Source organism: Burkholderia sp. Tr-20355 (assembly GCF_017104685.1).
Taxonomy (GTDB): Bacteria; Pseudomonadota; Gammaproteobacteria; order Burkholderiales; family Burkholderiaceae; genus Burkholderia; species Burkholderia seminalis.
In genome coordinates this window covers 1-20,685 of the sequence record NZ_JAAGPK010000110.1, presented here as the reverse complement: position 1 = coordinate 20,685, position 20,685 = coordinate 1, and the positions used below count along the sequence as shown (strand labels likewise).

The following is a 20,685-nucleotide window of genomic DNA, read 5'->3' as shown; positions in this document are numbered from 1 at the left end:
GTCACCGGTGCGAATCGTGCCGCTCCGCCGCCGCGATTTCCTCGAGCGTCGGCAGCGCCGTCATCGCGACTTCGCCGCCGGCGAAGCGCCCGCCGCCGAGATCGTCGCCGTGGTAGCGGGTGCTGAACGCGTGGAATTCCGCGTTGCCGGCGCTCATGTAGCCCAGTTCCGTCACGTACGCCTGCGTGTCGGCGTCGCCGGCCAGCACGCCTGTCGCGATCGCGTCGCGCGCGTCGATCAGGTGGCGCTCGTTCGACGCGCACAGGGCAGCCAGCCGGTCGAGCGCCGCCTGCACGTCCAGTTGTTCGACGCGCATCAGGATCCAGACGGCATTGAACCGCTCATGCGCGGACCACTCCTTGCGAAACGAAAACAGGTCGTTGACGAGGATCACCGAATCGATCGCCGCGTCGCGCGCATCGGCCAGTGCCGGGTGTTTCGCGAGGCGCTCGCCCATGTCGATGTCGAGCGCGTATTCGGTGAGCAGGGTGATCCAGTGCCCGAATCCCTCGACCCGGCGAAACGCCAGATAGTCGGCGAGCGACAGGCGCGACGCGTCGGTCGCCGTCGGATTGGCCTGGGTGCGGATCTGGTCGCGGATGCATTCGACGAACCGCTGCCAGAAGGCCGGGCGCGCGTCGCCCGCGGTGCGCATCAGGCGCAGCGTGTCGTGCAGCAGTCGCGCGGAAGGCGCGTCGGCCGGCGGCAGCTTGCCGTCGACGGCCGCGAGGAAATGCTCGCGCAACGTGTCGAGCCCCGCCTGATCGCCGGTGCGCGCGAGATGCGTGAACGCATCGTCCATCAGCGTCGTGACGTGCATCATGCGGTGGATCGTGTACACGCGATCGGGCCGCGCATTCGGGTAACACAGGCTGCCATAGGCGGGAATGCGCTGCGCGAGAAAACGGCGCGCCGCTGCCTCGCTGCGATAGTGCTGCAGGATGATTGGGTAGTCGTCGATCGCGAGCTGCCGCTCGATCGCTTCATGCCGCGGGTGCCGTGCAACGGGCAGCGACAGACGCGGCAGCGGCAGCACCAGCGTCTGCGTGGCGCTCGCGGTGCGTGGCGTTTGGGAGGCGTGCATGCGAGTCTCCCGGTCATGCGTCCGGTTTGACCGCGACGACGCTGTAGGTCGACACCTTGTTCTTGATCAGCGCGACGGACCAGTTTTCGGCGAGCACGCGCAGTTCTTCCAGCGTGTCCGGGGCGTGGTGCGGAAAATGGCGATCGATGTTGGCCTTGGCGTCCATCAGCCAGCGCGCGACGTCGATGTTCGACGGCAGCACGCGCATGTCGCGGATGGCGAACCCGGCGTCGACCAGCACCTGCCTGAAATAATCGGGCGTCTTGCGGTGTTTGCATGCAATCCGGTCGATCTCGTCCGGCGTGTCGGACTGGTATTCGCTCAGGTCGACGTTGTACAGATTATCCGAGATGACCACCGATCCGCCGGGGCGCACGCGGGCATGCAGCGCGCGCATCGCCTTTTCGTACAGCGCGTTCGGGAAATGCGAGATCACGCCGCGAATGATCACGAGATCGTACGGCGTCGCGGGATCGGGTAGTCGATCGACGTCCTGGGCGTTGCACTGATAGAGGTTGATGCGGCCCGCGAGCCCGTGCTGCGCATGAAAACGTGCGCAGTAGTCGAGCTGCTCGCGACTGACGTTGACCCCGTCGAGACACAGGCAGTCGGGGAAGCGGCCGGCCAGATACTTGAGGATGTAGCCCCAGCCGCAGCCGATGTCGAGAATGCGCTCGACGCGCGCGGGAGCCGGGGCGTCGAAGCCCGCGAGGTGAAGCTGGCGTTCGAAGTAGCGAATGCCCGATTCGTCGAGCGAGATCGGCGGCGTGGAGCGGGGATCGTCGTAAACACCGAACTGGAACAGCAGGTACTCGCCGATCGCCTTGCGCCAGTCGTCCGGACTGCCGGCATAGGTCGTCTGCACTTTCCGTTCGTAATCGTTCACCGTCTCGCCATGCAGCACGCGGATAGGCAGCGCGCGCTCCAGGTGGGGCGCGCGCAGTTCGGCGCTCGCCCGTTCGCTGAGCTGATTCATCGAAATCCTCGCGTCGTCTATTGCCGAAAAAACCGGACGAAACAATGCCTGCCGATTGAGCGGCAGCGCAGGTCTTCACGAGACGTCGGCACGAAAATGCGCCCGCCGATACGTGAGATCGAATAAATCGATGTAATGCTTCTGTCGAAGCGTTATGAAGGTGAAAGATCCGTGCGCATTTAAAGGTCCCCGGATAAATGGCGGAAAGGGTGCCGAGACGAAGCATCGCAACCCCGGCCCCATACCATGTGCGGGCCTTCTGGCATTGCGGGATCGCGCCGGCCAGCCGGTTCGGCGCGGTATGTCGCTTGCGTTTTCACGATTCCGATACTGCGATTTTGAAACGGAAGCGAAGTGTATTCGTTATATGAGAGGCAATTCGTTTTTTCAAGAATCTTCCAGCCTGTTTTAAAAACACCGGGAAAGCAGGCGCTAATTAAAATATTGAAATCGCAATGGTCAACGGCGATTGGAATTATTTCGATTCGATGAATCGAAGCCGGGCGGCCGCGCCGCGAACGATCGCGCACGCGGCTGCCTGGCCGGACGAGGCCGGCCGCATGACGTCAGGCTCGACGGGAACGCGCGCTCGCGCCGAACGAGCCGGGCGCGGTGAACGGTCGCCTACGGCCGCGCGGCAATCTCGTCGAGATGCCACAGCAGGTCGGCCGGGTCGTCGTACACGCGCAGCGCGCCGGCGCGTTCCAGTTCGTCGCTGCCGTAGCCGCCCGACAGCAGCCCGACGCCGAGCGCGCGGCAGCGGGCGGCGGCCAGCATGTCCCAGATGCTGTCGCCGACCACGACGGTGTGCTCGATCGGCACGTTCAACTGCGCGGCGGCCGTCAGGAACAGGTCCGGGTCCGGCTTCGCATACTTGACCTGATCGCGTGTGACGACCACCTGCTTCGCCGGATCGACGCCGAGCGCCTCGAGATTGATGGCGGCCGTTTCCATCCGTCCGCTGGTGGCGATCGCCCAGCGGATGCCCGCGCCGGACAGCGCGGCCAGCAGTTCGCGCGCGCCCGGCAGCGGACGCACCTGCGCGCGCAGCCGCTGGTAGGCGGCCGCATGCAGCCGTGCGAGCCGCTCGACACGCTCGGCGTCGATGTCGCCCGCCGTCTCGCGCAGCAGCTGGTTCAGGAACAGGCCGCCGCTCATCCCGATCTTGCGGTGGATACGCCATACCGACAGCTCGATCCCCTCCGCATCGAGCGCTTCCTTCCACGCGAGCACGTGCTGATAGACGCTGTCGACGAGCGTGCCGTCGAGATCGAACAGAAACGACGTTTCAATGCGCATGTGAATCTCCTGGTCCGGTGACAGGCGGGCGAAGCGTCCGCGGGAATCGTGGTCGATGGAGACATTATCGGCGCATGGCCGTGTCGTCGCCATGTCCGGCCGCCGGTACGGCGACGTGTCATGCGCCGCTGGTACAATCGCCCGATGCGCCGGGCCGGGCCTTCTGTGCCGCTTTCCGCGCCGCGCCCGTGCCGTACACACCCCCAACCCTCGTCTCGTCGATTCCACGCATGGCAACACCGGACGCCATCAGTTCCAGGCACTCGTGGTGGGGCGTACTGGCCCTGTCACTCACCGCCTTCATTTTCAACACCACCGAATTCGTGCCGGTCGCGCTGCTCAGCGCGATCGGCGACAGCCTGCAGATGCAGCCGACCGCCGTCGGCCTGATGCTGACGATCTACGCATGGGCGGTGGCCGTCGTGTCGCTGCCGCTGACCTTCGTCACGCGTCACGTCGAACGGCGCAAGCTGCTGGTCGGCGCGTTGCTGGTGTTCATCGGCAGCCACATCGTGACCGGCGTCGCATGGAATTTCACGGTGCTGATGATCGGCCGGCTCGGCATCGCGTGCGCGCATGCGGTGTTCTGGTCGATTTCCGTCCCGCTGGCGGTGCGGCTCGCGCCGAGCGACCGCAAAAGCCGCGCGCTGAGCCTCATCGCGATGGGCTCGGCGATCGCGATGGTCGCCGGCATTCCGCTCGGCCGCGTGATCGGCGAGGCGTTCGGCTGGCGCGTCACGTTCCTGATCATCGCGGGCGCCGCGGCCGGCGCGGCGCTGGTGTTGCGCGCCACGTTGCCGGTCCTGCCGAGCCAGGGCGCCGGCTCGCTGAGCAGCATCGGCGTGTTCCTGCGCAAGCCGGCCCTGGTGGCGCTCTACGCGATTACCGTCCTGGTCGTGTCCGCGCATTTCACGTCGTACACGTACATCGAGCCGTTCGTCCAGAGCGTGAACCACGCGAGCAGCAGCCGGATCACGTACGTGCTGATCCTGTTCGGCATCGCCGGCCTGCCGGCCGCGCTCTGCTTCAATCGCGCGTACCCGCGCGATCCCGACCGGTTTCTGCTGACGTCGATCGTCGCGTTGTCGGGTTGCCTGCTGGTCCTGTTCCCGTGCGCGCTGAACATCGTCACGCTGTCCGTGCATACGCTGGTGTGGGGCGGCGCGATCGTCTGCTTCGGCCTCGCGATGCAGGCGTGGGTGCTGAAGCTGGCGCCGGACGCGACCGACCTCGCGGTGTCGATCTACTCCGGGCTGTACAACGTGGGCATCGGCGCGGGTGCACTGCTCGGCAACCATATCGCCGGGGACTACGGGCTGCCGTGGATCGGCACGTTCGGCGGCGTGGTCGGCGCGTTCGCGGTCGGGATCGCGTGGCTCGCGTTGCGGCTTCATGCGCGGCAGGCAGTGGCTTAAAGGCCGCGCAAGCCCGTTATCGGCATGAACGGGCCCCCAAGCGCCATTGCCGCGCGGCCCGCTTCGTCCTGCGTCGTCAATGCGGCGCGTCGTATGGGAGCCCCGCCGCATCGCGCTGCCGCAGTTTCGCGTACAGCGTCGTGCGTGAAATGCCGAGTTGCCGCGCGGCCGCCGACACGTTGCCGTCATGCTCGTCGAGCGCCCGGCGGATCGCGTCGAGCGACTGTTCGCGCAGGCTGACGCTGGCGGGTGGGCTGACGGCCGGCGCCGCGTGACACACGTCCTCCGCGTCGGCGAGCACGTCGGCGTGGCGCGCGGCGGTCGCCCGATCGAGCGGTGCGCGCACGGTGCGCACCCAGATGTGGCTGCCATCGTCGCGTGCGATCCGCTGCGGCGTGCGCGACGGTGTCAGCAAGCGACGCTGCTGCGCGGGCGTCGCACCGGGAAACAGTTGCCGGAGCTCGACCGGTGCGGCCGGCCCGTCGGGCGCGAGGTCGAGCATCCGGCGCGCCGGCCGGCTCACCGCACGCACGCGGGCCGCCCCGTCGAGCGCAATGACGCCGGCGAGCGGCGTGCCGAGCCAGCGCGGATCGTATTGCACCTGCAGCAGATGGCAGTCGCGCAGCATCGCATAGAGCCGCTGCTCGGCGGACAGCGCCGCATGCCGGAACGGCTCGAGCAGTTGCGCGACATTGCGCCGGCCGGTGCCGGTGATATCGAGCGCGCCGATGACTTCACCGTCGAAGCCGACCAGCGGTACCGCGAGACAGAACACCCGCGAGAACGCGTCGAGATAATGCTGCGCGCCCGCGACGACGGTCTCGACGCCGTCGTGAATCACGCAGCTCGGCGCGGTCGTGCCGATGTTCGGTTCGACGATCCGGCGCCCGGCGACGATCGGCGTCAGCAGCGCGTCGTCGCATTGGGGGCTGCGTCGCGCGTGGACGACCGTGCCGTGCGGATTGACGCACATGATCGTCCATTCGCTGCCGCCGAATGCGGCCCACAGCGGCTCGATTTCCTGCGCGACGCAGCGATAGAGCCGCCGGTCCGCGCGCGATTCGTCGTGCTCGCGCTGCATTTCATAACGGGCGGTTTGCCACGGCCGGAGCCCGGCATCGCGCGAGCGCAGCCACGAGCGCGCGACGCCGGCCGGCAACGCCGTGTCCGGCAGCGGCTCGCCCGCGGCGAAGCGGGCGCGGAGCCGGTCGAGGTCGACCGGCCGTGCAGGGGATTCGGGGGCCATGTTCACGCTGCGCTCCATGTGGGTCGAAGGTCCGGGCGCGCGTGCCGCGCCGGCGTGTCGAGCGAATGCGTAATATAGCCCGGTGCCCGGAATGCGGCATTTTCCTTCCCCGAAGGCGTCGTCGCGTGCCGCCGCGGGGCGTCGGCGGCCCGCGCGGCGCCCGCGTGCGCTCAATGCGGCAAGCGCAGGATCGGCTTGAGCGTGATTCCCGTGCTGCTGTCTTCCGCCGCCTGGTTGATCTGCTCGAGCGGATAGAACTTCACCAGCCGGTCGAACGGAAACCGCCCCTGCAGATACAGTTGCACGAGTTGCGGAATGAACGTCTGCGGCACGCTGTCGCCTTCGACGATGCCGCGGATCGTGTGGCCGCCGAGCAGCAGGCTGTTCACGTCGAATTCGGCCTTCGTGCCGAGCTTCGGCGCGCCGACCACGCCCATCGTGCCGCGCGAGCCGAGCGCGTCGATCCCTTGCGACAGCACCGCCGGCAGCCCGGTCGATTCGAGCGCATAGTCGACGCCACCGCCGGTGATCTCGCGGATCGCGGCGACGACGTCGACTTCCCGGCTGTTGAGCGCGTGCGTCGCGCCGAGCTCGAGCGCCAGCGCGAGCCGCGACGGGACGATGTCGACCGCGATGATCGTCGTCGCACCCGCGATGCGTGCGGCCATCACGGCACTCATGCCGACCGCCCCCGCGCCGAAGCTCGCGAAGCTGCTGCCGGGGCGCACCGCGAGCGAGTTGATCACCGCCCCCGCGCCGGTCTGGATCCCGCAGCCGAGCGGGCCGAGCAGTTCGAGCGGCGCTTGCTTCGGCACCTTGATCGCGTTGTTCTCGCGTGCGAGCGCGTAGCTCGCGAACGACGACTGCGCGAAGAAATGATCGTGCAGCGGTTGTCCGGCTTCGTCGCGGATGGCCGTCTGCCCGTCGGCGTCGGCGCCGCCGAAATTCAGCGCGAAGAACTGCCGGCAATACGCGCCGTGACCGCCGACGCACGACGCGCAGTGGCCGCACGCGCCGTAGGTGAGCACGACGTGATCGCCGGCGGCGAGCGTCTTCACGTCCGGGCCGACCGCCTCGACCACGCCGGCGCCTTCGTGACCGAGCACGGCCGGCAGCGGTACCGGGTAGTACTGGTCGCGCACGATCAGGTCGGTGTGGCACAGGCCCGTCGCGACGACGCGTACCAGCACCTCGTCGGCGCGCGGCGCGCGGAGCCGCGCGGATTCGATCGTGAAGGGCGCGCCGGCGGCGCGTGCGACGGCCGCGGTGACGGCGCGCGTATCGTTTTCGGTGTACATGGTCGGTCTCCTCGTCAAATCGGGTACAACGGCGCTTCGCCCTTGATCGTCAGCCACTGCCACTGCGTGAATTCTTCCCAGTTCGCGCTGCCGCCGATGCTCGCACCATTGCCCGATGCGCCGACGCCGCCGAACGGATTGATCACTTCGTCGTTCACCGTCTGGTCGTTGATGTGCAGCAGCCCCGTGTTCAGGCGTTCGCCGATCCTCAGCGCGCGGCCGACGTCGGCGGACAGGATCGCCATCGACAGCCCGTATTCGGTTTGATTGGCGAGGGCGATCGCGTCTTCGTCGGTATCGAACGGCACGACGATCGCGACCGGCCCGAAAATTTCCTCGTCGAACGCCGGATTGCCCGGCGTGACGCCGCTCAGCACGGTCGGCTCGAAGAACAGGCCGCGATGGCCGCCGCCCGTCTCGACGCGTGCGCCCGCGCGGCGGGCTGCATCGACCACGCTCGCCGCATGGTCGCATTGTGCGGCATTGATCAACGGTCCGAGGCCGACGTCGCCGGTAGCCGGGTCGCCGACGCGCAGGCTTTGCGCCTTCTCGACGAGCTTCGCGACGAAGCGGTCGTGGATCGCGCGCTGCACGAGCACGCGGCCGGTCGCCATGCATATCTGGCCTTGATGCAGATACGCGCCCCACGCGGTGTTGGCGACCGCGCGGTCGAGATCGGCGTCGTCGAGCACGATCAGCGAGTTCTTGCCGCCGAGTTCCAACGATACCTTCTTCAGATGGCGGCCCGCCGCTTCGCCGACCTTGCGCCCGGCCGCGGTGGAGCCGGTGAACTGGATCATCGCGACATGCGGATCGGCGACCAGCGCGGCGCCGGCCGCACCGTCGCCGGGCAGCACGTGCAGCACGCCCTCGGGCAGGCCGGCTAGCTCGAACACGCGCGCGATCGCGACACCGCCGCACACGGCGGTGCGCGGATCGGGTTTCAGCACGACCGCGTTGCCGAGCGCGAGCGCCGGTGCGACCGCGCGCAGCGCGAGGTACAGCGGGAAATTGAACGGAGAGATCACGCCGACCACGCCGCGCGGGCGGCGGCGCGCGAGCGACAGCCGGCCGGCCGCCGACGGCAGCACTTCACCGGCTGCGCGCGACGGCAGCCCGGCGGCCTCGTGCAATGCCTTGATCGTAACGGACGTTTCGAACGACGCCTTCGCGCGCGTCGAGCCGCTTTCGCGCACGAGCCAGTCGACGATCGCATCGAAATGCGTTTCGGCGACGGCCGCCGCGCGGCGCAGCACCGCCGCGCGCTCGTCGTAGGGCAGGGCGAACCATGCGGGTTGCGCGCGATGGGCGGCGGTGGCAGCTTCCGCGATGGCCGCGCCGTCGGCGAGACCGATGCGGCCGAGCGTGTTGCCGGTCGCCGGTTCGATCACGTCGGCCGCGTGCGGGCTCGCGTCCCAGCGGCCGGTGAAGATCTTGCCGCGCCAGATGTCGGCGTCGAACAGTGCGGTGTTGCTGCTATCCATGTGCGCTCCTGTGGAAATTCGGATCGCCGGATCGGGCAACGCGCGGCCCGCTCCAGCATGCCCGCGAGGGTAGGCGGGCAGGGCGAAACGGAGCTATCCGGGTTTCTTCCCACGCGCGGGAGGCGTATGGATTGGGGCGTGTTCGCGATGCGGTGTGCGGAAACTGAACAGTCGCTGTGGGTTTTGTTGCCGCATTCTGTTTGATGACACTGCAGGTGTGGCCGGTGCGGCGGGACCGGTGCCTGATCTGAAGGCCCGGCGTGAAAACCTGCGCGAAGACTTTCGGTCACGCGTGTTCGGATCGGCCGTTATCGATCCGCAAAGGATATCTGGCGCCCCCGATTGCAGTCATTTTCAAGAATGCGCTTTGGCCTGGCAGCCCCATTCCGCAATTAACTCGAGGCGATGCCGGTGACGTGCCTGATCGATCGTGGGAGCGGGTGCGCGTGGCCATGGATCTTCCGCGGAGAACCACACTTCGTGCCGTTGTCGCCGGCCTGTCTGACGGACGACACCGAGGCGGAGATCGAGGCCGTGTGCGCCGGAGCCGGATTCGGCCGGTGCGCGGCGTACCTGGTTCGGCCGTACGTCCAGCAAGGGCGCCTGGTGCGCCTGTTGCCGAGCCTCGAACCGGAACCGTGGAGGCCGCACGTCTATCGGCCGCGGCCCGATGCCACGGCGTATCCGGGTGGTGTACGACGAACGCGTGGCGAAGCTCGCGCACGCAACGTCGCGAGCGTAGCGGCGCGCCTGTCCGGTTTTACTTCAAACCGGCAATAACGACGCGGATTGTTTCCGCCTGGTCGATCAAGTGTCCAAAGAGTGGGTTTTCGCGGTCGATCGCGGCAAGCATCGACGTCAACGCCATGGGCGACCGGAACACCGTCATCTCCCAATATGTGACCGCGTGCCGCAAAGATTGAAACGGGGAAACGAACGTCATTAATCTGCGTACGCGCACGATGCTGACTGGCGTGCGTCGTTCACAACAATCGGGAGACGAAGATGAAGGGCGTCAATCATTTAGGAATGTTGATGATATGCCTCGTGGCGGCAGCGATTGGCCTGTCGGCATGCGGCGGCGACGATGTCGGTTCGTCGGCGGGAACGAACACGTCGGCGACGGGGACGACCTCGACCACCGGCACGACGTCGACGACTGGCGGCGGCACGAACCCCACCGGTACGTCGCCGACCGCACTGCAGCAGATCGCGGTGAATCCGCCGCCGATGGGCTGGTCGTCGTGGAACAGCCTCGAGGAAAACGTCAGCTTCGATACGATCAAGGCGCAGGCCGACGGCCTGGCCGCGCTGAACGCGAACCTCGCGACGGGCAACAAGTACCAGTATGTGAACATCGACGAAGGCTGGTGGACGTCCAGAAAGCGCGACGCGAACGGCAACTTCATCCTCAACGTCGACATGAACGGCAATCCCACCAACCAGTGGCCGGGCGGGATGAAGGCGATGGCCGACTACATTCACGGCAAGGGGTTGAAGGCCGGCATCTATATCGACTCCGGGCCGCAGGGCTGCGGAAACACGAACGGCACGCATTTCGTCGGCAGCGACTACGCGCACTACGATCACGACTTCCTGCAGTTCGCGCAGTGGGGCTACGACTTCGTCAAGGTCGACTGGTGCGGCGGCAGCGCGGCCGGATACGATCCGCAGCAAGCCTATACGGCGATCTCGCAGGCGATTCAGAAAGCCTATGTCGCCACCGGGAAGCGGCTGGTGCTGAACATGTGCGACTGGGGCACGCTCGGCAAGAGCGGTTATCCCGACTACAACCTGGGGCCCTGGGACTGGGGCGCGGGGATCGCGACTTCGTGGCGCACGACGGGCGACATCTACGGGCCGGGGAGCGGGGTGCCGAAGTTCGGCTCGGTGCTCGGCAACTTCAACGGCAACTATCACCCCGAAGGCCAGCACACCGGTTACTACAACGATCCGGACATGATGGTGGCCGGTATGGGCATGACGGCTGCGAACGACCTGGCGCACGTGAATCTGTGGGCCATCGCCGGCGCGCCGATGATACTCGGCAACGACCTGTCGACGTCGCTGTCGAGCGATACGGCGAGCCTGCTCACCAATCCCGAGCTGATCGCGATCGACCAGGACATGCTGGGCCTGCAGGGCTTGAAGGTCGCGGATGCCAACGGGCAGCAGGTGTGGGCGAAGCTGCTGGCCGGCGCGGGCAAACGCGCGGTGCTGCTGTTCAATAACGGCACGGCGGCGAGCGACATCACGGTGACGTGGCAGCAACTGGGCTTCGCGGCCGGTACGTCGGCGACCGTCCGCGATGTCTGGGCGCACAAGGATCTCGGCGCGGCGACCGATGCCTACACGGCCGCGAGCGTGCCGGCCGGCGGCACCGTGATGCTCGTGTTGAGCGGCACGGACCTGCCGTCGACCGCCTACCTGCCGGGCACGCTGTCGGGCGGCGCGACGGTCGCGGACTGCACCGCGTGTGCGAGCGGCAAGAAGGTGACGGGGCTGGGCGCGGTGACGTTCAACAACGTGACCTCGCAAACGGTGGGCGGTTATGTCCAGATCGCCTACCTGAACACCGGGACGGAAACCGCCAGCGCACAGCTCGCGGCGAACGGCGGCAACGGCACGACGCTCGCGTTTCCGCCCACCGGCAATACCGTCGGCACGGTGACGGTCTTTGTCAACCTGCAGTCCGGGCCGAACACGTTGACCTTGTCGGGCACCGGCGGTACGACGGCAGCACCGGACGTCACGTCGGTCGCCGTGGTGGCCGGCCCGGTGAAGGTTCCGCCGCCGCCGCCGCTGGCATACGAGGCCGAGGCAGCCGGCAACACGCTCGGCGGGGCGGCGCGCGTGTCGTCATGCGGCGCGTGTTCGCGCGGACAGGACGTCGGCTATATCGGCAACGGTGACGGGACCAGCAACGGCACGCTCACGATCAACGGCATCTCGGTGCCGGCGGACGGCACCTACAGCGTCGTGATCGCCTACGTGAACGGCGATTCGACGCCGCGCAGCGCGCAGGTCGGTTTCGACGGCGCGGCGCCCGTGTCCGTGTCGTTCCCGTCGACGGGCGGATGGGGGAACGTGTCGACGGTGACGGTGACGGGCACGTTCAGGCAAGGGAGCGCCAACACGCTGAAGTTCTCCAATCCGACGGGCTGGGCGCCCGACATCGACGGTATCGGTGCGCCGGCAAGGCAGTGACGTGCGCATGGCGCGGCGCCCCGCTCGCGGGCCGTCGCGCCATTCATCGGAATACGCGCGGCAAGCCGACATCGTGCGGCATCATCATGGTGCCGACGCACCCGCATGCGGTGCCCGATATTCGACTGGAGAGGCTCGATGCCGATACCCCGGATTGAAACGCGCGACGCAATGGGCGACCCCGACGTGGTCTATCTCAACCCGGCGCACGTGCTGTGGATGTCGCTGCCGACCGCCGCGCACCGGCGGCCGGGCGGCACGGCCATCCGCGTGGACGACCGCGTGAAGGGTGGCGCGCTGCTGCTGGCCGACCATCCGCCGGCCGCGCAGTTGCTGCAGGATCTCGGGCCGTTCGTGACGGTGACGCTGGCGAACCCGTCGTCCGACTATCCGAACGGCGTCGTGCACGTCCGTGCGCATGCGATCGTCAAGGTCGCGACGGACGATCACGAGAAGCCGCTGTCCGAGCGCACGCTCGGCTGGGTCCATGTCCAGGACGGCTCGGCTTTCAAGGTCGACGATTACGCCGGCGTTGCCGCGCAATGGCAGGCGACGGTCGCGGCGGCCTGCCGCTGACCGACGATGGCGCGGCGACCCGTCGTGCCGCCACGGTCCGGCAGTTTTTTTCCTCAGGAAAACCCTGATCTTCCCGTATCGACCGCCGATTTCCTCGCTTATGGCCGGTGCGCGGGCGACCGCGGCGCACCGCTTCCCCCACCGTAGCGCGCATTCGCGCACACCCCGCTCCAGCAAGGCTCCGCATCTCTCTAATTAGCCAAAATAGGTATGGTGCGTCGCAATAATGCGTGCATATTGCCGAGGTTCGATACCTGTCAGGTATGAAATTCGGCGACCAAAAGTATTGGACGCCCCATTTCCCCGCCGCGTATAAATCCGTTCCATGAACAGCCCCCAAGCCGCACGCGCCATGTCTTCCGCCACCATCGAACGCATCGAAACCCGCCTCGTCGACCTGCCGACAATCCGCCCGCACAAGCTGTCGATGGCCACGATGCACGGCCAGACGCTGATGCTCGTGAAGGTGTTCTGCAGCGACGGCGTGACGGGCCTCGGCGAAGGCACGACGATCGCCGGCATGGCGTACGGCCCGGAAAGCCCCGAGGCGATGAAGCTCGCGATCGATGCGTACCTTGCCCCGGCGATCGTCGGCCGCGACGCAACACGCATCCAGACGCTGATGGCCTTCCTCGGCAAGCTCGCGAAGGTCAATCACTTCGCGAAGAGCGCGCTCGAAACCGCGCTGCTCGACGCGCACGGCAAGCGGCTCGGCGTGCCCGTCGGCGAGCTGCTCGGCGGCCGCCGGCGCGATCGCCTGCCGGTCGCATGGACGCTCGCGTCGGGCGACACGTCCACCGACATCGCCGAAGCCGAGCGGATGCTCGACCTGCGCCGCCACAACGTGTTCAAGCTGAAGATCGGCGCGAAGTCGCCGGAGACGGATATCCGGCACGTGGCCGAGATCAAGAAGGCCGTCGGCGATCGCGCGTCGGTGCGCGTGGACGTGAACATGGCATGGAGCGAAACGCAGGCCGCGCGCGCGATTCCCGCGCTGGCCGATGCGGGCTGCGAACTGGTCGAGCAGCCGGTCGCGTCCGCCGCGGCGCTGGCGCGCCTGATGGGCCGTTTCCCGGTCGCGCTGATGGCCGATGAAATCCTGCAAGGCCCCGACAGCGCCTTCGACATCGCGAAGCATCACGGCGCGGACGTGTTCGCGATCAAGATCGAGCAGAGCGGCGGCCTCTTCGCCGCGCAGCGCGTGGCCGCGATCGCCGATGCCGCCGGCATCGAGCTATACGGCGGCACGATGCTCGAAGGCGCATTCGGCACGGTGGCGTCCGCGCACCTGTTCGCGAGTTTCGCGAACCTGCAGTGGGGCACCGAGCTGTTCGGGCCGCTGCTGATCACCGAAGAGATCCTGACGCAGCCGCTCGACTACAGCGACTTCGAACTGGCCGTGCCGGACGGCCCCGGTCTCGGCATCGAGCTCGACGAAGACAAGGTCAGGCGTTTCACCCGCGACGGACTCGTGCGAGTCGCGCGCTAGCCCGAGTCAGGCAAAGCCGTCATTCCCCCCAAAATACACGTGGAGACACCATCATGAGCGTCAAAGTTTTCGAAACCCGGGAAGTGCAGGATCTGCTGAAGGCCGCGTCGAACGCGGGCGGCGCCGGCGGTCACGCGCGCACGCAGCAGGTCGTGCTGCGCCTGCTCGGCGACCTGTTCAAGGCGATCGACGATCTCGACATCACGCCCGACGAAGTGTGGGCCGGCGTCAACTACCTGAACAAGCTCGGTCGGGATGGCGAGGCAGCGCTGCTCGCGGCCGGTCTGGGTCTCGAGAAGTACCTGGACATCCGGATGGACGCCGCGGACCAGGCCGCCGGCCTCGACGGCGGCACGCCGCGCACGATCGAAGGGCCGCTGTACGTCGCAGGCGCGCCGGTTCGCGACGGCGTGTCGAAGATTGATCTCGACGCGGACGACGGCGCGGGCCCGCTCGTGATCCACGGCACGGTCACGGGCCTCGACGGCAAGCCGGTCGCGGGCGCGGTGGTCGAATGCTGGCACGCGAACTCGAAGGGCTTCTATTCGCACTTCGACCCGACCGGCGCGCAGACCGACTTCAACCTGCGCGGCGCGGTGAAGACGGGTGCCGACGGCAAGTACGAATTTCGCACGCTGATGCCGGTCGGCTACGGCTGCCCGCCCCAAGGCGCGACGCAGCAACTGCTGAACGGCCTCGGCCGCCACGGCAACCGCCCGGCGCACGTGCACTTCTTCGTCGACAGCCCCGATCACCGCAAGCTGACGACGCAGTTCAACATCGACGGCGATCCGCTGATCTGGGACGACTTCGCGTACGCGACGCGCGAGGAGCTGATCCCGCCCGTGGTCGGGAAGACCGGCGGCACGGCGCTCGGCATGAAGGCCGATGCCTACCAGGACATCGAATTCAACTTCGTGCTGACGCCGCTGGTGCAGGGCAAGGACAACCAGATCGTCCACCGCCCGCGCGCAGCCGCGACGGCGTAACCGCCTGGCGGCGCGGCGCGCATGCGCCGCCGCCGGCCGGGTTTCCGCGAGATTCAACCGAAACCGATGCGAGCGTGCTTGCAGGACGCGGCACGCGCATGGAAGGAGACAACATGTCCGCCACGATCGACCCCACCAACGAACTGGATCACCTGCTCGCCACCGCCGTGCAGGACGACAAGGAGGCCGGCGTATTCCGCTGCCGCCGCGACATCTTCACGAACGCGGAACTGTACGAGCTCGAGATGAAGCACATCTTCGAGGGCAACTGGGTGTACCTCGCGCACGAAAGCCAGATTCCGGCCAACAACGACTACTACACGACGTGGATCGGCCGCCAGCCGATCGTGATCACGCGCGACAAGGCCGGCGAGCTGCACGCGGTCATCAATGCGTGCGCGCACAAGGGCGCGATGCTGTGCCGCCGCAAGCACGGCAACAAGGGCAGCTTCACGTGCCCGTTCCATGGCTGGACCTTCTCGAACACCGGCAAGCTGCTGAAGGTGAAGGACGAGAAGACGACGGAATATCCGGTGCAGTTCAACACGAACGGGTCGCACGACCTGAAGCAGGTCGCGCGCTTCGAAAGCTATCGCGGCTTCCTGTTCGGCAGCCTCAACCCCGACGTGCTGCCGCTCGAGGACTACCTCGGCGAAGCGCGCGTGATCATCGACCAGATCGTCGACCAGGCGCCGAACGGGCTTGAAGTGCTGCGCGGCAACTCGTCCTACATCTACGAAGGCAACTGGAAGATGCAGATGGAGAACGGTTGCGACGGCTACCACGTCAGCACCGTGCACTGGAACTATGCGGCGACGATGGGCCGCCGCAAGGAAGACGGCACCAAGGCCGTCGACGCGAACAGCTGGAGCAAGTCGGTCGCGGGCGTGTACGGCTTCGACAACGGCCACATCCTGCTGTGGACGCAGACGATGAACCCGGAAGTGCGGCCCGTGTACCGGCATCGCGACGAGATCCGCGCGCGCGTCGGTGACGTGCAGGCCGACTTCATCGTGAACCAGACACGCAACCTGTGCGTGTACCCGAACGTGTTCCTGATGGACCAGTTCAGCACGCAGATCCGCGTGGTGCGGCCGCTCGGCGTCGACCGGACCGAAGTCACGATCTTCTGCTTCGCGCCGAAGGGCGAGAGCGACACCGATCGCACGCTCCGCATTCGCCAGTACGAGGATTTCTTCAACGTCACGGGCATGGGCACCGCCGACGATCTCGAGGAGTTCCGCGCGTGCCAGGCCGGTTATGCGGGCGTCACGGCGATGTGGAACGACCTGTCGCGCGGCGCGCCGCTGTGGGTCGACGGGCCGGACGAGAACGCGACGAAGATGGGGCTGAACCCGCGCATCTCGGGCGAGCGCAGCGAGGACGAAGGGCTGTTCGTGTGCCAGCACGAACACTGGGTGCACGTGATGCGCGATGCGCTGAAGAAGGAACGCGGGGAGGTGGCGGCATGAGCTTCGATTACCGGACCATTTGCACGACGCTGTATCGCGAAGCACGGCTGCTCGACGATCGCCAGTGGGACGAGTGGCTGACCTGCTATTCGGAGGACGTCACGTACTGGATGCCCGCGTGGGACGACGACGACCGGCCGACCGACGACCCGCAGAGCCAGATCTCGCTGATGTACTACCCGGACCGCGGCGGCCTCGAGGACCGCGTGTTCCGGATCAAGACCGAGCGCAGCGGCGCATCGACGCCCGAGCCGCGTACCAGCCACAACGTGACGAACGTCGAGGTGCTGGCCGAGCGCGATGACGAAGTGGACGTGCGTTACAACTTTCACACGCTGAACCATCGTTACCGCGTGACCGACCACTTCTTCGGCACGATGTTCGTCACGTTGCGCCGGGCGGGCGATGCGCTGCTGATCTCGCACAAGAAGATCGTGCTGAAGAACGACTACATCCGGCAGGTGCTCGACGTCTATCACGTCTGACGCCGTCGTTTTGTGATGAAAGGAAGTGGAGGCGACACCATGTCCAGCTACACGATTGCACTGAACTTCGAGGACGGGGTAACCCGCTTCATCGATTGCAAGGCCGGCGAGAAGGTTCTCGACGCGGCCTTCCGCGCGAAGATCAACCTGCCGATGGATTGCTCCGACGGCGTGTGCGGCACCTGCAAGTGCCGCGCCGAAAGCGGCCGCTACGACCTCGGCGACGATTACATCGACGACGCGCTCACCGAAGACGAGAAGGACGGCGGCCTCGTGCTGACGTGCCAGATGGTGCCGCAAAGCGATTGCGTGATCGCGGTGCCGACCTCGTCGGTCGCGTGCAAGACCGGCCAGAGCGGCTTTGCCGCGACGGTCACGAAGGTCGAACAGCACAACGACGCGGCCGTCGTGCTCGAGCTCGACGTCGGCGCCGCCGCGCCGGTGTTCCTGCCGGGCCAGTACGTGAACATCGACGTGCCCGCGAGCGGCCAGCACCGTTCCTATTCGTTCTCGTCGGCGCCGGCCGATGCGAAGGTCAGCTTCCTGATCAAGAAGATTCCCGGCGGCGTGATGAGCACGTGGCTCGAATCGGCGCGGCCGGGCGACACGCTGCAATTGCACGGCCCGCTCGGCAGCTTCTACCTGCGCGACGTCGCGCGGCCGCTGCTGTTCCTCGCCGGCGGCACCGGCCTCGCGCCGTTCCTGTCGATGCTCGAGGTGCTGGCGCGCGGCGGCTCGCGGCAGAAGGTGCACCTGATCTACGGCGTGACGCGCGATCTCGATCTCGTGCTGGTCGACGCGATCGAGGCCTATGCGGCGCAGCTGCCGAACTTCAGTTTCGCGACGGTCGTCGCGGATGCCGCGTCGGACCATCCGCGCAAGGGCTGGGTCACGCAGCACATTCCGGCCGATGCACTGAACGACGGCGATGTCGACGTGTATCTGTGCGGGCCGCCGCCGATGGTCGACGCGGTGCGCCAGTACTTCGACGACGAAGGCGTGAAGCCGAACAGCTTCCACTACGAGAAGTTCACGCCCAACGTCACGGCAAAGGCGGCATGATCATGCAACGATTCTCCGGCAAGGTCGTCGTCGTCACCGGCGCGGCGCAGGGTATCGGCCGAGGCGTCGCGCTGCGCGCGGCGGCCGAGGGCGGCAGGGTGCTGTTCGTCGATCGCGCGGATTTCGTCGCCGAGGTGGCGGCCGAGGCGAGCGGCGGCGAGACGGCGGGCTGCGTCGCCGATCTCGAAACCTATGAAGGCGCGCATGCGGCGATCGCGTACGCGGTGCAGGCGTTCGGCGGCATCGACATCCTGATCAACGGCGTCGGCGGCGCGATTCGCATGCGCCCGTTCGCCGAATTCGAGCCGGCGCAGATCGACGCGGAAATCCGCCGCTCGCTGATGCCGACGCTTTATGCCTGTCACGCCGTGCTGCCGCACCTGATCGCGCGCGGCGGCGGCACGATCGTCAACGTCTCGTCGAACGCGACCCGCGGGATTCGCCGCGTGCCGTACTCGGCGGCGAAGGGCGGCGTCAATGCGCTGACGTCGGCGCTCGCGATGGAGTACGCGGCGCACAACATCCGTGTCGTGGCCACCGCGCCGGGCGGCACGCATGCACCGCCTCGTCGCGTGCCGCGCAATGCGGCCGGCGACAGCGCGCAGGAGCAGGCGTGGATGGCCGAGGCCGTGCGGCAGGTGACCGAGTCGACGTACTTCAAGCGCTATGGCAGCCTCGACGAGCAGATCGCGCCGATCCTGTTCCTCGCGTCCGACGAGGCGAGCTACATCACCGGCACGGTGCTGCCGGTCGCCGGCGGCGATACGGGTTGAGCGGCGTGCCGCTCGGCTTCGTCCATCGACCGTTTTCATCGACAACCAGACGGCCGGCGCGATGCCGCCGGCCACGGAGACACCCATGCGTGATCGCAAAGCCATCGTTCCGGCGGGAATGGAAGCGGTGTACGAGAAAATCGGCTATGCGCCGGGCCTGCAGGTCGGCGACACGCTGTACGTGTCCGGCCAGATCGGCCGCGACGCGGCGATGCAACCGGTCGACGGCCGCGAGGCGCAGATCGTGCAGGCGTTCGAGAACCTGCGGCTCGTGCTCGAGGCGGCCGGCGCATCGTTCGGCGACGTGGTCGACCTGACGACGTTCCATACCGACATGCGCGACCTGCCGCTGTTCATGCAGGTGCGCGACCGGTATCTGCACGCTCATCCGAAACCGGCATGGACGGCGGTCGGCGCACACATGCTGGGCGGCTCGCCCGGCTACATCGTCGAGATCAAGGCGGTGGCGGTGTTGCGGGACTGAGCGACGCGCGGACGACAGCCGGGCGTGCGTCCCGGCCGTCGTTGCCGTGCCGGACGCTATTGGCGAATCGCTTCCCGTAACCTTCTCACCTCCCGCTCCGACACCGGCGCCGCCCGATTGCCCCATGCGCCGCGCACATAGCTGACCACCGCCGCGATCTCGCTGCCGGTCAGCGTGCCGCGCATGGCCGGCATCCGTTGCACGGGGCCGTTCGTACCCGGCGCGGGCCGCGCGCCTTCGACCACGATCCGGATTGCGCTGGTCGGATCGGCCGCCAGCACCGCCGAATTGCCGACGAGCGGCGGCCGGTGGTCGCGCACGCCCGTGCCGTCGGCACCGTGGCAACGCGCACAGAAACCCGCATATATCCCGGCGCCCGGCGCCTGCTGGCCACCCTCCGGGCGCGGGCCGGCGGCCGTCAGCCGCGGCATGCCGACACCCAACGGATTCGTCGCGGCAGTCGGTTGTGCGGGCAACGATTTCAGGTACACGGCGATTGCACGACGGTCGGCGCCGGTCAGCAACGCGGTACTTTCGCCGACCACCGGCGCCATCGCACCGAACACCGCGCCGCGTTGCGCGTGACCGCTGCGCAGGAACGCGGCGATATCGCCGGCGGACCAGCGGCCGAGGCCGTCCGCGTCCGCGCCGGTCAGGTTCGGCGCGAACCAGTGGTCGTTGACGCCGCCGGTCAGGAACGCGGGGCTGCGCTCGTCGTAGCCGCGTTCGTTGTAGGCCGGCCCGCGCGGCGTATGGCATGCGCCGCAATGGCCGAGCCCCTGCACGAGATACGCGCCGCGATTCCATTCGGTCGATTGCGACGGCTGCGGCGCGAACCGGTCGCCGTTGGCGAACACGAGGCTCCAGAGCCCGAGCGCCCAGCGCTGATTGAACGGAAACGGCAACTGCGTGAGCTTCGCCGCGCTCGGGGACGGTGCGACGCCACGCATGAAATACGCATACAGCGCGCGCACGTCGTCGTCGCTCAGGCGCGCGAACGACGGGTACGGCATCGCCGGATACAGCCGGCTGCCGTCCGCGCGCACGCCGCGCCGCAACGCGTCGTCGAACTGGCGCAGCGTGTAGTGGCCGATCCCGTGCGTCGGGTCCGGGGTGATGTTCGGTGCATAGATCGGCCCGAATGGCGAATTCACCGGCTGGCCGCCCGCGTACGGCGTATGGTCGGCCGCGTCGTGGCACGCCGCGCAGTCGCCGGCGAGCGCGGCCGCAGTTCGACCGCATCGACCGCTTCGACGCGCCCGTTGAACGCGTCCGCGAGGCGGACCGTGCGCGGCGCGACCGTGGCGACGCCGACTTCGGGAAGGGGCTGGGCCGACGATGTGCCT

At 67.6% G+C, this 20,685-nt stretch carries 18 protein-coding genes and 2 pseudogenes; 11 read left to right on the top strand and 9 right to left on the bottom strand.

All coding sequences use genetic code 11. The annotated features are described in order from the left end of the window. Window position 1: 1 nt before the first annotated feature. The 3 genes from G3N62_RS23910 to G3N62_RS23900 form a co-directional block, all read right to left on the bottom strand. Window positions 2–1,084, bottom strand: a complete 1,083-nt coding sequence (locus G3N62_RS23910; protein WP_059561147.1) for a terpene synthase family protein — start codon at window positions 1,082–1,084, stop codon at window positions 2–4. A gap of 13 nt (window positions 1,085–1,097) precedes the next feature. Next, window positions 1,098–2,060, bottom strand: a complete 963-nt coding sequence (locus G3N62_RS23905) for a class I SAM-dependent methyltransferase (RefSeq protein WP_124669516.1) — start codon at window positions 2,058–2,060, stop codon at window positions 1,098–1,100. Window positions 2,061–2,684: 624 nt separating this feature from the next. After that, window positions 2,685–3,359, bottom strand: a complete 675-nt coding sequence (locus tag G3N62_RS23900; RefSeq protein ID WP_034190015.1) for an HAD family hydrolase — start codon at window positions 3,357–3,359, stop codon at window positions 2,685–2,687. 230 nt (window positions 3,360–3,589) lie between these two features. Here G3N62_RS23900 and G3N62_RS23895 point away from each other — a divergent pair, with 230 nt between their 5' ends. Continuing rightward, entirely contained in the window at window positions 3,590–4,774 is a 1,185-nt protein-coding gene (locus tag G3N62_RS23895; RefSeq protein WP_059561142.1) for a sugar transporter, read from the top strand. A gap of 76 nt (window positions 4,775–4,850) precedes the next feature. Here G3N62_RS23895 and G3N62_RS23890 read toward each other — a convergent pair whose 3' ends face one another. The 3 genes from G3N62_RS23890 to G3N62_RS23880 form a co-directional block, all read right to left on the bottom strand. Beyond that, window positions 4,851–6,020 (bottom strand): helix-turn-helix domain-containing protein, encoded by a 1,170-nt coding sequence (locus tag G3N62_RS23890; RefSeq protein WP_241013188.1) that lies wholly within the window; start codon window positions 6,018–6,020, stop codon window positions 4,851–4,853. Window positions 6,021–6,190: 170 nt separating this feature from the next. Next, window positions 6,191–7,318, bottom strand: a complete 1,128-nt coding sequence (locus tag G3N62_RS23885; protein WP_124669514.1) for an NAD(P)-dependent alcohol dehydrogenase — start codon at window positions 7,316–7,318, stop codon at window positions 6,191–6,193. Window positions 7,319–7,332: 14 nt separating this feature from the next. Next, the gene (locus G3N62_RS23880; RefSeq protein WP_124669513.1) at window positions 7,333–8,802 is read right to left on the bottom strand and encodes a benzaldehyde dehydrogenase; all 1,470 of its coding nucleotides are present in this window, start codon (window positions 8,800–8,802) and stop codon (window positions 7,333–7,335) included. Window positions 8,803–9,207: 405 nt separating this feature from the next. Here G3N62_RS23880 and G3N62_RS23875 point away from each other — a divergent pair, with 405 nt between their 5' ends. Next, entirely contained in the window at window positions 9,208–9,582 is a 375-nt protein-coding gene (locus tag G3N62_RS23875) for a LysR substrate-binding domain-containing protein (RefSeq protein ID WP_241013185.1), read from the top strand. On the opposite strand, the gene G3N62_RS23870 is transcribed toward G3N62_RS23875, so the two are convergent. Further along, window positions 9,563–9,745, bottom strand: a complete 183-nt coding sequence (locus G3N62_RS23870; RefSeq protein WP_206141315.1) for a hypothetical protein — start codon at window positions 9,743–9,745, stop codon at window positions 9,563–9,565. The two genes, G3N62_RS23875 and G3N62_RS23870, sit on opposite strands and share 20 nt — an antisense overlap. A 104-nt stretch (window positions 9,746–9,849) precedes the next feature. On the opposite strand from G3N62_RS23870, the gene G3N62_RS23865 reads away from it, so the two are divergent. The 9 genes from G3N62_RS23865 (at window position 9,850) to G3N62_RS23825 (ending at window position 19,339) form a co-directional block, all read left to right on the top strand. After that, window positions 9,850–12,009, top strand: a complete 2,160-nt coding sequence (locus G3N62_RS23865) for an alpha-galactosidase (RefSeq protein WP_260449318.1) — start codon at window positions 9,850–9,852, stop codon at window positions 12,007–12,009. Between the two features lie 171 nt (window positions 12,010–12,180). Further along, window positions 12,181–12,585, top strand: coding sequence for a hypothetical protein (locus G3N62_RS23860; RefSeq protein WP_206141314.1), 405 nt, complete (start codon window positions 12,181–12,183; stop codon window positions 12,583–12,585). 352 nt (window positions 12,586–12,937) lie between these two features. Further along, the gene (locus tag G3N62_RS23855) at window positions 12,938–14,074 is read left to right on the top strand and encodes a muconate/chloromuconate family cycloisomerase (protein WP_069705749.1); all 1,137 of its coding nucleotides are present in this window, start codon (window positions 12,938–12,940) and stop codon (window positions 14,072–14,074) included. Window positions 14,075–14,127: 53 nt separating this feature from the next. Next, window positions 14,128–15,063, top strand: a complete 936-nt coding sequence (catA, locus tag G3N62_RS23850; protein ID WP_124608238.1) for a catechol 1,2-dioxygenase — start codon at window positions 14,128–14,130, stop codon at window positions 15,061–15,063. A 113-nt stretch (window positions 15,064–15,176) separates the two neighbouring features. Then, on the top strand, window positions 15,177–16,535 hold the full coding sequence (locus G3N62_RS23845) for a Rieske 2Fe-2S domain-containing protein (protein WP_124669511.1): 1,359 nt from the start codon (window positions 15,177–15,179) through the stop codon (window positions 16,533–16,535). Beyond that, window positions 16,532–17,020, top strand: coding sequence for a benzoate 1,2-dioxygenase small subunit (gene benB / locus G3N62_RS23840; protein WP_034190024.1), 489 nt, complete (start codon window positions 16,532–16,534; stop codon window positions 17,018–17,020). Before G3N62_RS23845 ends, benB begins: the two co-directional genes overlap by 4 nt. Before the next feature lie 39 nt (window positions 17,021–17,059). After that, window positions 17,060–18,082, top strand: a complete 1,023-nt coding sequence (benC, locus tag G3N62_RS23835) for a benzoate 1,2-dioxygenase electron transfer component BenC (RefSeq protein WP_034190025.1) — start codon at window positions 17,060–17,062, stop codon at window positions 18,080–18,082. Beyond that, window positions 18,079–18,855 (top strand): benzoate diol dehydrogenase BenD, encoded by a 777-nt coding sequence (benD, locus tag G3N62_RS23830; RefSeq protein ID WP_124669510.1) that lies wholly within the window; start codon window positions 18,079–18,081, stop codon window positions 18,853–18,855. The genes benC and benD overlap by 4 nt, the downstream gene beginning before the upstream one ends. 85 nt (window positions 18,856–18,940) lie before the next feature. Further along, entirely contained in the window at window positions 18,941–19,339 is a 399-nt protein-coding gene (locus G3N62_RS23825) for a RidA family protein (protein ID WP_124669509.1), read from the top strand. Window positions 19,340–19,395: 56 nt separating this feature from the next. On the opposite strand, the pseudogene G3N62_RS23820 reads toward G3N62_RS23825, so the two are convergent. Continuing rightward, window positions 19,396–20,562: pseudogene (locus tag G3N62_RS23820) on the bottom strand (cytochrome c); the annotation flags it as partial. Next, a pseudogene (locus G3N62_RS23815) lies at window positions 20,559–20,685 on the bottom strand (efflux transporter periplasmic adaptor subunit); the annotation flags it as partial. The pseudogenes G3N62_RS23815 and G3N62_RS23820, both read right to left, overlap by 4 nt.

Bases quoted from the DNA above. Each gene is read 5' to 3' on its own strand.
- G3N62_RS23910 (WP_059561147.1), bottom strand. From the start codon at position 1,084: ATGCACGCCTCCCAAACGCCACGCACCGCGAGCGCCACGCAGACGCTG.
- G3N62_RS23905 (WP_124669516.1), bottom strand. From the start codon at position 2,060: ATGAATCAGCTCAGCGAACGGGCGAGCGCCGAACTGCGCGCGCCCCAC.
- G3N62_RS23900 (WP_034190015.1), bottom strand. From the start codon at position 3,359: ATGCGCATTGAAACGTCGTTTCTGTTCGATCTCGACGGCACGCTCGTC.
- G3N62_RS23895 (WP_059561142.1), top strand. From the start codon at position 3,590: ATGGCAACACCGGACGCCATCAGTTCCAGGCACTCGTGGTGGGGCGTA.
- G3N62_RS23890 (WP_241013188.1), bottom strand. From the start codon at position 6,020: ATGGCCCCCGAATCCCCTGCACGGCCGGTCGACCTCGACCGGCTCCGC.
- G3N62_RS23885 (WP_124669514.1), bottom strand. From the start codon at position 7,318: ATGTACACCGAAAACGATACGCGCGCCGTCACCGCGGCCGTCGCACGC.
- G3N62_RS23880 (WP_124669513.1), bottom strand. From the start codon at position 8,802: ATGGATAGCAGCAACACCGCACTGTTCGACGCCGACATCTGGCGCGGC.
- G3N62_RS23875 (WP_241013185.1), top strand. From the start codon at position 9,208: ATGCCGGTGACGTGCCTGATCGATCGTGGGAGCGGGTGCGCGTGGCCA.
- G3N62_RS23870 (WP_206141315.1), bottom strand. From the start codon at position 9,745: ATGACGTTCGTTTCCCCGTTTCAATCTTTGCGGCACGCGGTCACATAT.
- G3N62_RS23860 (WP_206141314.1), top strand. From the start codon at position 12,181: ATGGGCGACCCCGACGTGGTCTATCTCAACCCGGCGCACGTGCTGTGG.
- G3N62_RS23855 (WP_069705749.1), top strand. From the start codon at position 12,938: ATGTCTTCCGCCACCATCGAACGCATCGAAACCCGCCTCGTCGACCTG.
- catA (WP_124608238.1), top strand. From the start codon at position 14,128: ATGAGCGTCAAAGTTTTCGAAACCCGGGAAGTGCAGGATCTGCTGAAG.
- G3N62_RS23845 (WP_124669511.1), top strand. From the start codon at position 15,177: ATGTCCGCCACGATCGACCCCACCAACGAACTGGATCACCTGCTCGCC.
- benB (WP_034190024.1), top strand. From the start codon at position 16,532: ATGAGCTTCGATTACCGGACCATTTGCACGACGCTGTATCGCGAAGCA.
- benC (WP_034190025.1), top strand. From the start codon at position 17,060: ATGTCCAGCTACACGATTGCACTGAACTTCGAGGACGGGGTAACCCGC.
- benD (WP_124669510.1), top strand. From the start codon at position 18,079: ATGATCATGCAACGATTCTCCGGCAAGGTCGTCGTCGTCACCGGCGCG.
- G3N62_RS23825 (WP_124669509.1), top strand. From the start codon at position 18,941: ATGCGTGATCGCAAAGCCATCGTTCCGGCGGGAATGGAAGCGGTGTAC.